Source organism: Sporosarcina sp. Y838 (genome assembly GCF_056786515.1).
Genome location: NZ_JBXCJD010000015.1, coordinates 1 through 14478, shown reverse-complemented (window position 1 = coordinate 14478; position 14478 = coordinate 1). Strand labels below are relative to the sequence as shown.

Annotated in this window: 12 protein-coding genes and 1 pseudogene; 5 read left to right on the top strand and 8 right to left on the bottom strand. The window is 40.1% G+C overall.

Going from position 1 to position 14478, the window contains the following annotated elements; all coding sequences use genetic code 11:
* Window positions 1-413 precede the first annotated feature (413 nt).
* The 5 genes from AC1TO4_RS15185 to AC1TO4_RS15165 are packed head-to-tail and all read right to left on the bottom strand — an operon-like array spanning window position 414 to window position 6128.
* Window positions 414-1448, bottom strand: coding sequence for a C45 family autoproteolytic acyltransferase/hydolase (locus AC1TO4_RS15185; RefSeq protein ID WP_482106030.1), 1035 nt, complete (start codon window positions 1446-1448; stop codon window positions 414-416).
* Between the two features lie 15 nt (window positions 1449-1463).
* Window positions 1464-3086 (bottom strand): amidohydrolase, encoded by a 1623-nt coding sequence (locus AC1TO4_RS15180; RefSeq protein ID WP_482106029.1) that lies wholly within the window; start codon window positions 3084-3086, stop codon window positions 1464-1466.
* A 34-nt stretch (window positions 3087-3120) separates the two neighbouring features.
* Window positions 3121-4407 carry a M20 family metallo-hydrolase gene (locus tag AC1TO4_RS15175; RefSeq protein ID WP_482106028.1) on the bottom strand — a complete coding sequence of 429 codons (1287 nt, stop codon included), beginning with the start codon at window positions 4405-4407 and terminating at the stop codon, window positions 3121-3123.
* Between the two features lie 45 nt (window positions 4408-4452).
* Window positions 4453-5931 carry a sodium:solute symporter family protein gene (locus AC1TO4_RS15170; protein ID WP_482106027.1) on the bottom strand — a complete coding sequence of 493 codons (1479 nt, stop codon included), beginning with the start codon at window positions 5929-5931 and terminating at the stop codon, window positions 4453-4455.
* The gene (locus AC1TO4_RS15165) at window positions 5928-6128 is read right to left on the bottom strand and encodes a DUF3311 domain-containing protein (protein ID WP_482106026.1); all 201 of its coding nucleotides are present in this window, start codon (window positions 6126-6128) and stop codon (window positions 5928-5930) included. The genes AC1TO4_RS15170 and AC1TO4_RS15165 overlap by 4 nt, the downstream gene beginning before the upstream one ends.
* A gap of 526 nt (window positions 6129-6654) precedes the next feature.
* Between AC1TO4_RS15165 and AC1TO4_RS15160 the strand changes: the two are divergent.
* From AC1TO4_RS15160 to AC1TO4_RS15140, 5 genes and pseudogenes are all read left to right on the top strand, one after another.
* Window positions 6655-7245: pseudogene (locus AC1TO4_RS15160) on the top strand (amino acid permease); the annotation flags it as partial.
* Between the two features lie 686 nt (window positions 7246-7931).
* Window positions 7932-8153, top strand: a complete 222-nt coding sequence (locus AC1TO4_RS15155) for a DUF2187 family protein (protein WP_482101311.1) — start codon at window positions 7932-7934, stop codon at window positions 8151-8153.
* Between the two features lie 264 nt (window positions 8154-8417).
* On the top strand, window positions 8418-9080 hold the full coding sequence (locus AC1TO4_RS15150) for a lysoplasmalogenase (protein ID WP_482106025.1): 663 nt from the start codon (window positions 8418-8420) through the stop codon (window positions 9078-9080).
* Window positions 9081-9115: 35 nt separating this feature from the next.
* Window positions 9116-10342, top strand: a complete 1227-nt coding sequence (gene pepT, locus AC1TO4_RS15145) for a peptidase T (protein WP_482106024.1) — start codon at window positions 9116-9118, stop codon at window positions 10340-10342.
* A 17-nt stretch (window positions 10343-10359) separates the two neighbouring features.
* Window positions 10360-11322, top strand: coding sequence for a DMT family transporter (locus AC1TO4_RS15140; RefSeq protein ID WP_482106023.1), 963 nt, complete (start codon window positions 10360-10362; stop codon window positions 11320-11322).
* A 69-nt stretch (window positions 11323-11391) separates the two neighbouring features.
* Here AC1TO4_RS15140 and AC1TO4_RS15135 read toward each other — a convergent pair whose 3' ends face one another.
* Genes AC1TO4_RS15135 through AC1TO4_RS15125 form a run of 3 tightly spaced genes read right to left on the bottom strand, consistent with a single transcriptional unit; the run spans window position 11392 to window position 14035 of the window.
* A complete protein-coding gene (locus AC1TO4_RS15135) occupies window positions 11392-12486 on the bottom strand; it encodes an ABC transporter substrate-binding protein (protein WP_482106069.1) in 1095 nt (364 codons plus the stop codon).
* Window positions 12487-12513: 27 nt separating this feature from the next.
* Window positions 12514-13302, bottom strand: coding sequence for an ABC transporter ATP-binding protein (locus AC1TO4_RS15130; RefSeq protein WP_482106022.1), 789 nt, complete (start codon window positions 13300-13302; stop codon window positions 12514-12516).
* Between the two features lie 4 nt (window positions 13303-13306).
* Window positions 13307-14035 carry an ABC transporter permease gene (locus tag AC1TO4_RS15125; protein WP_482101411.1) on the bottom strand — a complete coding sequence of 243 codons (729 nt, stop codon included), beginning with the start codon at window positions 14033-14035 and terminating at the stop codon, window positions 13307-13309.
* Between the last annotated feature and the right edge of the window lie 443 nt (window positions 14036-14478).

Genomic DNA, 14478 nt, shown 5'->3' with positions numbered 1-14478 from the left:
GTCTTTTTCTATATTTTTTCCTACTCTTTGGAACAGATTGAAAATGGTTTAATAGGTGACTGTGGCTACGATTAGAAAATAAGTACCCTAAGCAATTGTTTGTTTCATGCCCCCCTATGAACACTCTATTCTCAATTTATATCACCATAAATTTCAGACAATTAGTACAACTAAACTGCGTCGTTAGTTGAATAAAAGCTTACTAATAATATTTTGAATTTTAAATATTCATCTTTTGATAATAATACAACAGTAATTATTAGTTTCCTTTTATTACTGGAATATCTCGATAAACATATAAAAAAAGCAATGCTAAAAGCAATGCTAATTCGTACTTTAATTTAGTGTTATTTGTATTGATATTTACGGCGTTATTTAAAGTTTTATACCACTCAACTGAACGGGTTATTGAATTATAAGCCTTGCTTTTTCTTTAGACAGGGATTTCCCAAAACCAAGGAAGTCTTGTTGCTTGTTAAATCCATAACGATACTAAAAACTGTTTCCATTCTTTCATGTTGGAACTGATTTGTATTTACATGTCTACAAATAGAATCAGGATAATTATCATGATCAGCTAATAAGGAAAAGATATCTTCAGCATCCACTTTACTATTTAGAGAACTCATAAGTTTATCGATTACTTTAAGGCGTTGATAGGAATCATCATGAGGTTTATCAATAACCACTTTTTTCATAGCAGGTTCACAAATATGATTCGTGTGTATAAGCACCCCGTTTTCCGGTTTTATTTGTCCGGTAAAGATTGGTGACACCTCGATGCTAATCATCTTTTTCTCTCTTGAGGCGATTAAAAAGTGAGCGGGAGAAGCCATTTGATTTTGATTAACTGAAGACACTGCCTCATCAAATGTGTTAGAATCTAAAATTGCTCGTAATCCTAGGTGAATCGGGACTTTTGGTTCCCAAGTACGAGTTAGCAACGCATTTAAACAAACACCCACACCAGCATCATTGCAACCAACCTTTCCAATAATACCGCCTTCAGTAACCATTTCAATGTTAGGTTTATTTTGCTGATTGATTTTTAAAAACAGAAGAGAATCCGTTTGTTCTCCTTTCCAGTCCCAATTTTGTGCTAACCATGTTTTCGAACTTCGTGGCTCTGTAATAGCCAATGAAGTACACCCATCAGGGGAGTTTGTAAGTGCTATTTCACTTCTTGCATTAAGCGTCAGTACATCTTCAAAATCCACACCAGCACCTCGTGCAATACCTTCCATTTCCTCTATATATTCAGGACGGTATGCTTCAATTGCATTTAAGTGCATAAGCGCTTTTTCTTTTGCACCTTGCCATGACAGTGAAGCATAACCCCAAAAAAGTTGCTCATACGTTTCCAAACTACGATGAACTTCTTTCTTCCCTTGCACACCGTGCTCCAATCCAATATCAAAAGATGTTCCATGTAATTCAATCGTTTTCAAGACTTCACTCCCCTATCATGAATTTACACTTTGCGACAGTTTTTCATATACAACTGCACCGTCAATCATCGTAAACTCTACCTGGATAGATGGAATACCCGCTATACTCGACCGCATTATCGATTGATCTAAGATGATTAAGTCGGCTAGTTTACCAGGCTCAATTGACCCTGTTTCTTTTTCACTAAACGAAGCATACGCGCCATTAATTGTATACATGCAAATTGCATCCATTAATGATATCTTCTCTTTTTCTCCAATTACTCTTCCGGTCTGTGAAAGTCTTGTGAGTGCGGTATGAATTCCTCGCATAGGGCTAAAATCAGTAACCGGACAGTCGGAAGCTATTGCAGCAGGAACTCCCGCTTTTAAATAACTTGCAAGCGGATACATTTGCTCGACCCTTTTTCCATAATTTTCACAATAGCCATCTCCATATTCATATAAAAAAGAGGGATTCGGGGTCGGGATGACCCCTTGAACTTTCATCCTTTCAATTAAATCAGGAGCAGCCACTCCCGCATGTTCAATTCGATGACGTGCATCTTCACGTGGGAACTTACGGTTTGCATTTTCAATACAAGTTAATAACATATCAATTGCCGCATCGCCCTGTGCATGGGCAGTAATTTGCCAACCTTGTTCATGTGCAGGAATAAATAAATCTTCTAACTGTTCCTGTTCAAAATAATGAACTCCAAAGTTGGTTGGATCGCTTGTATATGGCTCTCTTGTCCAAATTGTTGGGCCGCTACTACTTCCATCTAGAAAAACCTTCACAGGTCCAATTTTAAATCGATCATTCCCTAGACCAGTTACAAACCCAGAATTTAGTAGTGCTTTTACGATGTTTTCGGATTCGCTCAATGCACCACCCATAGCATATACCCTTTGTTTAATAACCCCTTTTAATGTGTCTTGTTGAAGGGCACGCAGATTTGACGTACCATATCCAGAAGCGTCATGAATCGATGTGATTCCAGCTTTCGCGAAATGATTTGAAGCAATCGCATGTGCTTGCCCAATTTCTTTATCTGAAAACGCGGCAAGTTGAAACATTTGCATATGTGCGTTTTCGATTAGTAATCCTGTTGCTTCTCCTTCTGCATTCCGTTCAATGACACCCCCCTCTGGATTTGGTGTATTTTTATCAATCGCCGCTAAGTTGAGTGCGTTAGTATTTACCGCGGAAAGGTGCGAACAAGCTCTAATTACGATGATTGGATGCTCCGTTGACACAGCGTCCAACTCTTCTTTAGAAGGGAATCGTTGATCTTTTATTTTTTGATCGTGATAACCCCAAGCTCTTATCCATTCCCCAGCTGGAGTATTAACTGCCCGCTCTTTTAACTTTTGTAAAAGATCATCTATCGATTTTATGGATTCATCCTTGCAAGAGATAGAAAGTTCATTTGTTCCATACATAGTAATATGAAGATGAGAGTCGATAATTCCTGGAAGAAGCGTGCGTCCATCCAAATTAACAACTTCACTGTCCTCGTCTTGAAGTTTTAAGATTTCATCTGTTGAACCTACAGCAATAATATACCTTCCTTGCACTGCAACTGCTTCAGTAATCTGATTTTCATTGTTGATCGTTAATACTTCACCGTTAATAAATAAATACTTTTTAGTCATGGAAACATCCTCCCGTCAAAATAACTTTTTTGAATTAGGTTGAGGCTATTTCAGGTACTTCGGTACTTTCCGTCCCCACACTATCATCGCTTACCAGTTTCACAACTGTTCTATACAGTAATTCAGTTCCAAGCGCAATATCTTCCGGTGCTGAATATTCTTTCGGGTTATGACTGATTCCATCTTTTGATCGAACGAAAATCATTGCATAATCACAAACATAGGACATTGCAAGTGAGTCGTGAAATGGTCCACTCATAAGCTCAGGAGCATTTATTCCCATTTCCTTACTTCCCGCTCTCATAATCTCCATGATTTTATCGTTAGAAAAACGAGGTTCACTCTTCGTGTCTTCAGTGATTTTATAAGTTAAGCCATGTTCAGTCGCAATTTGGCTAATTGCTTGACGCAATTCGACCTCAATCTCATCCCTCCTAGTTTCATCAATGTCTCGTAAATCCACAGTAAATGTTACTAGTTCTGGAATGATATTGCGTGAATCTGGGAACACTTTTAAACTTCCAACCGTGCCTACAGTCGGTGCGCCCGGAATTTTACTTGTCAGTTCATTCAGTTTAACAATTACTTTTGCCGCCCCGACGAGAGCATCTTGGCGCATTGGCATTGGCACTGATCCCGCATGGCCCGCAAGACCCGTCAATTCAACTGTCAGCCATAACGGTCCAGAAATCCCAGTAACAATTCCAACTGCCTCGCCTTTAGCCTCCAAAACAGGTCCTTGTTCAATGTGAAGTTCTAAAAACGCGGCAATTTTAGAAAGATTATATTCAGATTCCTTGAACTTATCAGGGTCACAACCGAATTCAATCAACGCTTCCTTTCTCGTGACTCCATCTTTGTCCTGTCGATCTAATTCTCCTTCTTCTAACTTGCCTAGTATCCCTCTTACGCCAAATAACCCTTTGTTAAATCTACATCCTTCTTCGTCTGAAAATGCTGCTACTTCAATAGAAATAGAAGGCATAATCTTTTGCTCCTGTAATGTTTGAATCACTTCAAGCGCTCCGAGAACACCTAGAACACCATCAAACCTACCACCATAAGGTTGAGAATCGATATGTGATCCCAGAATGAGCACGGGCGCATCCGGGTTTTCACCTGACAATCGTCCGATTAAGTTTCCAAAGTTATCAATTCTAGCCACAAGGCCGATATCTTCCATCCAACCTTTCACTGTTAAAACAGCTTCTTTATCTTTCACCGAGTGAGCAAGTCTTGAAACACCTGTTTCACCAATCTTTCCGATTTTAGACAGTTCTTTTAATCTCCCATTTATTCTTTCAGCGTTTATCGTTAGCATTTTCGCGTCTCTTCCTTTCGATTTACGAATAGTAATAGTCAATAGTTATCTTACGTCTTCAACTCTGGGTTGTTTTATTGAAGATAATACCCTTGAAGCTAAACTCACTACAAACATCAACAATACGTTCGAAATTAAAGCAACAAATGCCCCATTTATATCTTGCACCCATTGAGGTGCCAGTGGTAGCAAATCTCCAATTCCAATTCCTTTCAGAGTCATAATAAAAACTACGATTACACCTGTCACAATGCCGACAAATGCTCCTTCTTTTGTAACCATGTTGTTTTTCCCAAGACTAAGAAACAGTGCTGGAGCTAATTGAACGATTAGACTGTAGGACATAATATTCAAAATAGCCATCGCTTCCCCACCCGTTATTGTGAAATATAAAGCGACAAGTGAAATTATGATAATGAAAACTTTAGAAATAGCCAACAAATGTTTATCAGAAGCTTTAGGGACGAAAACTTTATATAAGTTTTGTGTAAGACCTGCTGAACTTGCCATAAGCATGACTGAACATGGGACTAAAGCGGTTAATAGACCAGCCGCTCCAATAATTCCAATTATCCAAGGGTCAAACGTCTTGATCGCCAATGTAAGAAGAGCAAGATCACCTTGCGCTGCACCAAGTTCAGGTATAACGGTAATGGCTGCAAACCCGACAAAGAATATGAAGAGCAGTAGTATTGTATATAAAGGCAAAGTGATTGCGTTTTTCCGCAAACTTTTCGCACTGCTTGCAGATAAGATAACTACAAACGAGGTTGGAAGAATATAAAATCCAATGGCGTTAAAAATGACCGTTGATGTAAACCACGAATTACTAAACCCGGCAGTTGACAATGTCAATAATTCAGGATTTACCATCTCAACCGCTTGGAACATCGGCTTGATTCCACCAAAATAGTGAAAAGGGATGTATAAACCAAGAAAAATAACGACGATTAAAATCATGAAGTCCTTCAAGATTGCCGTCCAAGCAGAACCATGAATACCTGAGACCATTACATAAACAGCGACAACAGCCGCTCCGATACAACTGGCGAGAACTGGGGATACGGTACCGTACGACGCTTGAGAAACAATGATACCAAGTCCTTTAAACTGTATAACGATGTATGGAATAAGCGCTACGCAACCTACGATAGCAACCAAGATTCCCAAAGCTACACTCTTATATTTAGAAGCAAAGTAATCCGGTTGTGTAATAACGTTATTTTCTTTACTATACTTCCAAATCTTAGGCACTAGCCAATAAGATAATACATAGGCAAGGAAGATATAAGCCGGCACGTAGTAAACGGCTGCCCCTCTTGTGAAGGTCCATCCACTGCCACCAAGAAACGTGAAAGTCGTATAGACTTCTCCCGCAATCAAAAAGAAGATAAATAGAGTACCAAATCCACGTCCTCCTACCGTCCATTGCTCCATGCTCATCTCTTTCCCTCTTGTTGATAAAATTCCCATCGACAAGGCCAATAGAAGGAATAGACTGATTATTATTAATGATATATTCACTCTGTCTCACCTTCCTTATTATCTGGATCCAACTTATAAAGGATGGTTAGTATCAAAGGAGAAAGCACCATCCATAAAACAAGCCAAAACAATAAAAATGGGAGTCCCAAAACGTACGGCTCAATGCGATTTGCCCATGGTAAAAAACCCAGAAAACCAATAAAAGGAACTAAAATTAACAACTTAATATATCTCATACAACCCCTCCTGTCTTTTTTTACATAGAATTCACGACGAGAATAAAGTGACAATAAGTTTTGCCAATACAAATATTATATTGTGTATTCGCTTTCATTGAATTAGACACATTGTGAGTGATTAGTCTTAATTTTTAGACATATTGATTATCAAAGTAATAATACTAGTTTTATTACATAGAATCTACTGTCACCAAATACAAGTTGACATAATAGATATTTTTTTACGTGCATTTGTCATTCAGTATAATTAAATATTTTATCTTGGGTATACCGATTAGTTCCTGTAGCTATACATCGGTAAAATACTTTTGAAGTAAATTCGAGAACATGCTAAATTGTTTCATAGAAAATACCCGTTTTCCCTAATTGTTAGCTCCCACTTAAATTCTTCATGGAAGCGTTCCTATTCGGTATCCATTTATAGGGAAGTATTCATAATAGATATGCCTGGTCTTATCTATTTAAATCAATTTCATGTTGTATCTTACAATAAATCATAGAGAAACTGAGAACCTCCTATTTTCTTGGTTATGTTAGTATTCCTGCCGCGGCACAGATTATGAACTTCGTTGTCTTAACCGCCGTTCTATCTTGCTTAAATTCAGCGCTATATGCGAATTCCCGGATGTTGTTCGGGATGGCACAGAAAGGCGATGCACCAAAAGCCTTTTTAAAATTAAGTAAAAGTGGCGTCCCTATCCGGGCCATCTTATTCAGTACAATCTTTTCATATATCGCGGTCATCTTTAGCTATATCTCGCCCGACAAGTTATTTTTATTTCTTATAAACTCGTCCGGGGCTGTGGCACTTCTGGTCTACCTGGTCATCGCATTCTCACATTTACAGATGCGAAGACGACTGGAAAAGGAAGACCCAGAGGCACTTCAAATTAGAATGTGGCTGTTCCCTTACTTAACGTACGCAACCATCGTCGTCATCGCGGGAATATTTATCGCAATGCTTATCATTGAATCATTGCGAGTACAAGCTGTACTTACGTTACTCATAGCTGGTTTGACCGTTGCTTCTTACTTCATTTTTGTCAGAAAGAAAAATGGTATAGGAGATTTGAAGAAAGGTATTGTACAAGCCTCTTCAAGAACGCTTCGCTAACAAAAAAACATCCAGTATCGCTTTTAATAAAAGCAATACTGGATGTTTTTTGTCTATTTCTAAAATCCCTGAGCCTTTGCCACACCTACGCCGAGGGTGTTGATTATTAAGTGGGTTGTAATTCGGAGTCTGGATTGTAGACCGCCTGGCGCTATGGAGATGCCTTTCTCCATGAGCCTGGATTGGCGGGCTTCGCATCTAGTCTCAGGGCTTCTGCTACCCCTTGTCGCACTTGCGCTGGAGTTGTATTTTTGAGATGTATGGAATGAGATTATAATGTGATTGCTATTTGATACTATCTTCATTGAAGAAAGACGCACTATAGGCTGCATGTCTAATTTTCCTATAACGAAATGTATTCTATCCCTAAAATGTATGAAAGTTCGTTACTTGGTAATCATAAACTACAGCACTATTGGACATGCTTTTATATAAGAAGGTATCTAAACAATATTTCATTAAGAAAAACGTTAAAATTGTTCAAATGTACTCCTCTTTTTGACCATCAAATCTACTTTAATGCAAATTTCGTTAAAATATGGTATACTATTAGTAGACAACACATGAAATATAGTTTACGGTTAGTTGTTTTCCATCTTCATCTACTTTTACTTTTTGCTTTGGGTTTCCCAAAAGCACTCATTAAATAGATGGCAAGATGAGAATGGATAATAGGGGGAATTCGAATGGCTTTTCCACGTAGGGAAAAAGAAGTATCGGATTTTGTCGCAGCGCGCAGAATCGATGAAGAAATTTCGTTTGTCCGTAATGAACACGAAGTGAATGGTACTATTTTTAAAATACTTGAGAACTCCGTTATCGTTGAAATTACATCGAAGGACGCCGAACTTATTGGTGCCGCTTCAAACTTAACTGTTGTTTCACATAAGAATTACTCAATCGTTTAATAAAGCATACCTAACAATCAATGGGGATTTACCTAATCTCCCATTGATTGTTTTATTTCTATAAAGACTAAAAAGGCATCTGCTTGAAGAGTGATGCCTTTTTTCTATGCACACTTGGAAGAGCAACTCTCTCTATAAATTACAATTCCCAATAAATCTGTTCCGTGTATTAAGCACATGATTATTTGCCCACTTCAACTAGACAATTAAAGAAGGATTTTACTGGTCACCTCCCGAAAAGTAATAGAAAAGGGGGTTATCCTGATGTTTCGAATTCTTTTACTTACCGCAATTGTTGTAATGGGAATCATTTATATTTTCTTTATCCCCACTAACCCTATCAGTCTAAAGATTCTCATGAAACTCATTCCAATGGTACTCATTATTCTGTTTGCAGTAACGGCAAGACTACTATTTTCCCGTAAATATAAACAGATCATTATCGCTGGGCTAATCGTCTGTATGATTGCCGATGGTGTCATCTATTGGTTTTTACCCGGCCTTATCACATTTTTCATAGGACATATTTTTTATATTTTTGCATTCCGTCACGTTGCATACAAGTCAATGCCATTCTGGGCAGCAGTTCCGCTCCTTCTATATGGTAGCTGCATGGCCGTATGGATAGCTGGTTCACAGTTTTCTAACGGACAGACAGTTCTGGGTATCGCTATTATTGCTTATATTGGTATTATTATAACGATGGGATGGATGGCCATCCGCACAAGATTAAAACTTGCGATTATTGGTGCTTTGCTATTCATGTTCTCAGATTCAGTTCTTGCAATTGATCGGTTTGTTTTTGAAATCCCTTATCGAGATGCATTCGTTATGATGACGTATTACGCAGCACAAACCCTTATAGCCGCCAGTATCGGTAGTCGGATTGTAAAGTATTCTGTAAACCGTAGCAATCTGTTAGGATAGATGAATCAGAACTTTATTAGGAGGTTTATTTTAATATGAAAGAAAAATTATTTGAACGTCTTGTACGCTATGCAAAAATTGATACACAATCTGATGCAGCCAGTACTTCCACACCTTCAACACCTGGCCAATGGGACCTTCTGCATGAATTGCAAAAAGAACTTGCAGACATCGGGCTAGAAGACATTACGCTTGACGATCACGGTTATTTATTTGCAACACTACCTGCCAATACGGATCGCGATGTACCAGTTATTGGTTTCCTTGCGCATGTTGATACTGCAACCGATTATACAGGGAAGAATGTTAACCCAAAACGTATAGATAACTACGACGGCGACGATATACAACTGAATGACAGTACCATAATGGCCGTAGACAATTTCCCTGAACTAAAAAACTATGTTGGCCACACACTTATTACTACAGACGGAACAACACTTCTCGGCGCGGACAATAAAGCTGGTATTGCCGAAATTGTTACTGCGATGGAGTATTTCAAGGAAAACCCTGACTTAAAGCACGGAAAATTGCGTATCGCCTTCACGCCCGACGAAGAAATCGGACGCGGTCCGCATAAATTCGATGTCAACAAGTTTGGTGCGAAGTATGCATATACAATGGATGGTGGACCGCTTGGGGAGCTACAATACGAAAGCTTTAATGCAGCAAGTGCTAGAGTTACTTTCCGCGGAGTTAGTGTTCATCCAGGTTCTGCGAAAGATAAAATGGTCAATTCCATTTTACTGGCCAATCAATTCCAAGCAGCAATGCCTGTAGATGAAATCCCAGAAAAGACGGATGGCTACAAAGGATTTATCCACCTAATGCAAGTCAACGGATCTACGGAAGAAACAACGCTTTCGTATATTGTTCGCTATTTCGACCGCGAAACATTCGAAGCGAGAAAAGGGTTAATGATTGAAACAGCTGACAAGCTAAAGAAGGAATATGGAGAAGATGTGATTTCACTCGAAATTGAAGATCAATACTTCAATATGGGCGAAAAAATTGAACCCGTCATGGAGATTGTCGATATTATCTCTGATGCATTCAAGAATCTCAGCATAACTCCAAATATCGTACCCGTAAGAGGCGGGACAGACGGGTCTCAATTGTCCTATATGGGTATGCCGACACCCAATATTTTCACCGGCGGAGAAAACTACCATGGGAAATACGAATATATTTCAGTAGATAACATGGAAAAAGCAACGCAAGTTATTATAGAGACCGTAAAACTATTTGAAGAACGTGCATAAATAGAGGGGGATGACCTTTGAAAGAAATGTGGATTGGTGTCCTCTCTTCTGTTTTTTTCGCAGTGACTTTCATTTTGAACAGATCGATGGAATTAGAGGGCGGAAGTTGGCTTTGGAGTGCTTCCCTGCGGTATTTCTTTATGGTTCCGTTTTTAATAGCTATCGTGGCTTACCGAAAAGGGCTTGGAGATGTGAAGAAGGAATTTATCCGAAAACCTGCCCCATTCTTCATCTGGAGTGTAACGGCTTTCGTTCTGTTCTACGCCCCCCTTACCTACGCGGCTGCTTACAGTCCAGGATGGCTTCTTGCTGGCACATGGCAATTGACAATTGTGGCTGGCGTCTTGTTGGCCCCGTTGTTCACATTGATTGTGAAAACGAAAGACGGCGAAATGAAAATTAGACAAAGAATCCCACTACTATCACTAGGAATTACACTCGTCATTTTTGCAGGAGTCGTTCTGATTCAAATACCGCATGCGCAGAATGTCGAGTTACGTACGCTTTTGCTTGGTATCATTCCCGTCATCATTGCAGCATTTGCTTACCCACTTGGCAACCGGAAAATGATGGCGCTTTTAGGGGGCAGGCTTGACACTTTTCAGCGCGTGCTCGGTATGACACTTATGACGATTCCCGTTTGGATTATTTTTTCCATCTATGCATTATGGACTGTTGGGCCTCCTTCCTTGAGCCAACTTGGTCAGTCTTTCATAGTCGGTGTCAGCTCGGGCGTTATCGCTACTACGTTATTTTTCATGGCTACCGACCGTGTACGGGGTGATCAGGGTAAACTCGCTGCCGTGGAAGCAACACAGTCCACCCAACTCATTTTTGTCATGCTTGGCGAAATGCTGATACTCGGTATCGCACTCCCCGGCACACTTTCTCTCATTGGAATCGCTGTTATTATTGTAGGAATGGCATTACATAGTTTCCAAACAGCATTAGCAAAAAAGAAACTGCCCATCACCAATTAAGGTGTGGGCAATTTCTTTGAGGTGCATATTTTATTACCAAAAACTCTGTCATGCCTTTGATACAGCCGATTAGCGCTCATATACTCCAATTGTTTCTACCGCTTTTTCTGTTATTGAAGTATCAATCGCTTTATCAAAATCAATTTCACCACGAATGGCACCGTTTGCTTTGTATGCGTCATATTGTTTTTTTATATCGTCTATGAACATCTTACCGTCAGGATCGAGTCCAGTTACATTTACTTTATCCCATAAAGCGGCATCTTTTAACGCTGTATGCTTCGTCATAATATCTACTATCTCTTCTTTGCCTTCCCCTTTGATAAATGCATCGTTATAATCGCGCACCCCTTTCAAATAGGCCGACATGAATCGCAAGGAAATATCTTCCTCCTCGGCCATGAACTGAGGAGAACCTAACACCATCGCAATTTGGGATTCAGGTGCATAATCGGTCGCATCTCCGAACCGAACGTGGAACCCTTTATCTACACCTTGTGCGATAAGCGGTTCTATATTAATAGCGGCATCGATGGTTCCGCTGTCAATCGCACCGAGCATCGTTCCGAAATCGGCCATGAGTACGAACTCGACATCATCTTGAGTCAAACCTGCGTGCTTAACCATTTCCTCGTAAATGTATCCATCAATCGAGTTGCGAGAAGATACCCCTACTTTTTTTCCTTTTAAGTCTTTATACTCTTTAATTACGTCAACCATATGGTTACCAATAACGAGCGTGAAATACGACTTCCCTGGTACGTTATGCCCTTTATCTGCAATAATTTTTACGTCAATGCCTTGCGCAATCGCATTAAAGAAAGATGCGGTCGATACACCGCCCGCAATATCCACTTCGCCCGCCGCTAGTGCTGGTAGCATGTCATCGCTGTTTGCAAACTGTGCAAACTCCACTTCGATGTTATAGTCTTCAAAATACCCTCGCTCTTTCGCAATGTAGAAACCTGCCCCCGAGGCTGCCCCGTCTTCCGCAATAATAACTTTTGCTCTTTTTTCGAGTGGTGATAAATCACCGGAAGGATTAACATCAACTGTATCTTCAGGCTTTTGTTCATCTACTACCGGTTTTACTGTCTCTTTCGGAGAACAAGCACCAACGAGGAGCGCTAACGCTAATAACGATAGCAACCATCCACTTTTCATCCACTTTGCCATCGAACCTCTCCCTCTCTATTCAACTTCTCGTCTTGACCTTTGTACTTCTTCTTGCAGGTGTTTCCATATTTCTACGAATTGTCCGGCCATTACAGGGTTTTCTCGTATGTCTTCTATTTTTCGAGGACGTGGCATATCGACACTGATTTCTTGAATAATTTTACCCGGCTGCGAACTCATTAATAAGATGCGATCGCTTAATAACAACGCTTCGTCAATACTATGGGTAATGAATAAAATTGTTTTTCCTGTTTCTGACCAAATGGACAGCAACTCTTCTTGTAAGATAAACTTGTTTTGTTCATCCAGTGCAGCAAATGGTTCATCCATCAACAATATTTCTGGATCGTTAGCAAATGCACGCGCAATACTTACTCTTTGTTTCATTCCACCTGACAATTCTTTTGGATATAGGGATGAAAACTTTTCCAGACCAGTTTTTTTCAAATAATAAGCGGTGCGTTCTTTTATGAGTTTTTTCGGTAAATGACGCATTTCTAGACCGAATGCCACATTCTTTTCGACAGTAAGCCACGGAATAATACCCTTTTCCTGGAACACCATCGACTGTAGCGGACGGCCTTCTCCATCTGTAGCAATTGTAAATTCACCGATACTCGGTTTCTCGAGCCCTGCCAATATGCGCAGTAACGTTGACTTTCCGCATCCACTCGGTCCAACGAGGCAGACAAATTCCCCATCTTTGATTGTAAGATTAATGTCATCCAGTGCTGTTACGCTACCTTGTTTCTTGTAAAATGCTTTCGTCAGATTCTGAATCACGATTTTTGCTCTTCTGCTCACCTGCTCACCTCCACGGTAACATCTTTTTTTGAATTCCTCGGAGCAATAGAGAGAACAGATAACCAAAAAAGGAAATGAGAATGAGCCCTACATACATTTCTTGTAGTAAAAATGCTTTGTACGATACCCAAATTAGATATCCTATTCCGGATGTTGCCCCCATCATTTCAGCTGCCACAATCGTTAGTAGCGCTATCGCCTGCCCCATCTGAATTCCTTCCAACATGACGGGCATCGCGCCCGGTAAAGCAATTTTCGTAAAGAAGTTCAATTTTCCTGCCCCGTAATTTTTTGCTACATCTAAATAAATAGAGTCGATATTAATAACACCTGCAGCTGTATTGATGACAACAGGAAAAAAAACACTGCCCGCTATTGTTATTACTTTTGATAAATCACCAATTCCGAAAAGAATAATAATTATTGGAAGCAAGGCAAGTGTAGGAATCGGCATCAGGGCCATCACAATCGGCGAGACAAAATGCCTGATTGGCGAATAGAGCCCCATTAGTAATCCAATGATGACACCTGGTATGACGCCCATTAAAAATCCCGCGAAAATCCTATATAATGAAACGCCGATATGACCTAACATTTCACCACTGGAAATCATCCCTAAAAAGGTACTTACAATTGCGGATGGAGGGGGGAAGAAACGGATATCAATCATTCCAGTCCTCGACAAGAATTCCCACATGAGTAGCAGGAACAATGGAGATGCAATCGTCAACATCTGTTTCAACCGTTCTTTCGTTTGCCTTTGTCTCCATTCACGCTGCTCGATTTCAAACGGATCGTATCGGACAGCTTTATTATCTCTCTTCAACGTCACCACCTCTTCATTCAAATAGTATGTATCAGCCTAAAAAAGTGTGTTAGGCGCATGCGAAAAAATGGGTCTATTCAGTGATATTTCAACAAGAAATTCATGACAGTCATCTGACTGATACACTATCTAGTCGATCGGACACAAGTTGTGGGCGGTCAGCCGCCGGTTAAGGACGAGCAGGCGCGAGTTATGGGCGGTCGAACACGGGTTATGGACGGTCGATAAGGATATATGAGCGGTTGAATTCGAGACAATCGAGTAGGAGGGAGTGATTAACTCCCGACCTCTCACACCACCGTACGTACCGTTCGGTATACGGCGGTTCAATTAAGATTGATGACGCAAAG

Excerpts from the sequence above, each read along its gene's own strand:
- AC1TO4_RS15180 (WP_482106029.1), bottom strand. The coding sequence starts at position 3,086 with ATGACTAAAAAGTATTTATTTATTAACGGTGAAGTATTAACGATCAAC.
- AC1TO4_RS15175 (WP_482106028.1), bottom strand. The coding sequence starts at position 4,407 with ATGCTAACGATAAACGCTGAAAGAATAAATGGGAGATTAAAAGAACTG.
- AC1TO4_RS15165 (WP_482106026.1), bottom strand. The coding sequence starts at position 6,128 with ATGAGATATATTAAGTTGTTAATTTTAGTTCCTTTTATTGGTTTTCTG.
- AC1TO4_RS15155 (WP_482101311.1), top strand. The coding sequence starts at position 7,932 with ATGGCTTTTCCACGTAGGGAAAAAGAAGTATCGGATTTTGTCGCAGCG.
- AC1TO4_RS15150 (WP_482106025.1), top strand. The coding sequence starts at position 8,418 with ATGTTTCGAATTCTTTTACTTACCGCAATTGTTGTAATGGGAATCATT.
- pepT (WP_482106024.1), top strand. The coding sequence starts at position 9,116 with ATGAAAGAAAAATTATTTGAACGTCTTGTACGCTATGCAAAAATTGAT.
- AC1TO4_RS15135 (WP_482106069.1), bottom strand. The coding sequence starts at position 12,486 with ATGAAAAGTGGATGGTTGCTATCGTTATTAGCGTTAGCGCTCCTCGTT.
- AC1TO4_RS15125 (WP_482101411.1), bottom strand. The coding sequence starts at position 14,035 with ATGTTGACGATTGCATCTCCATTGTTCCTGCTACTCATGTGGGAATTC.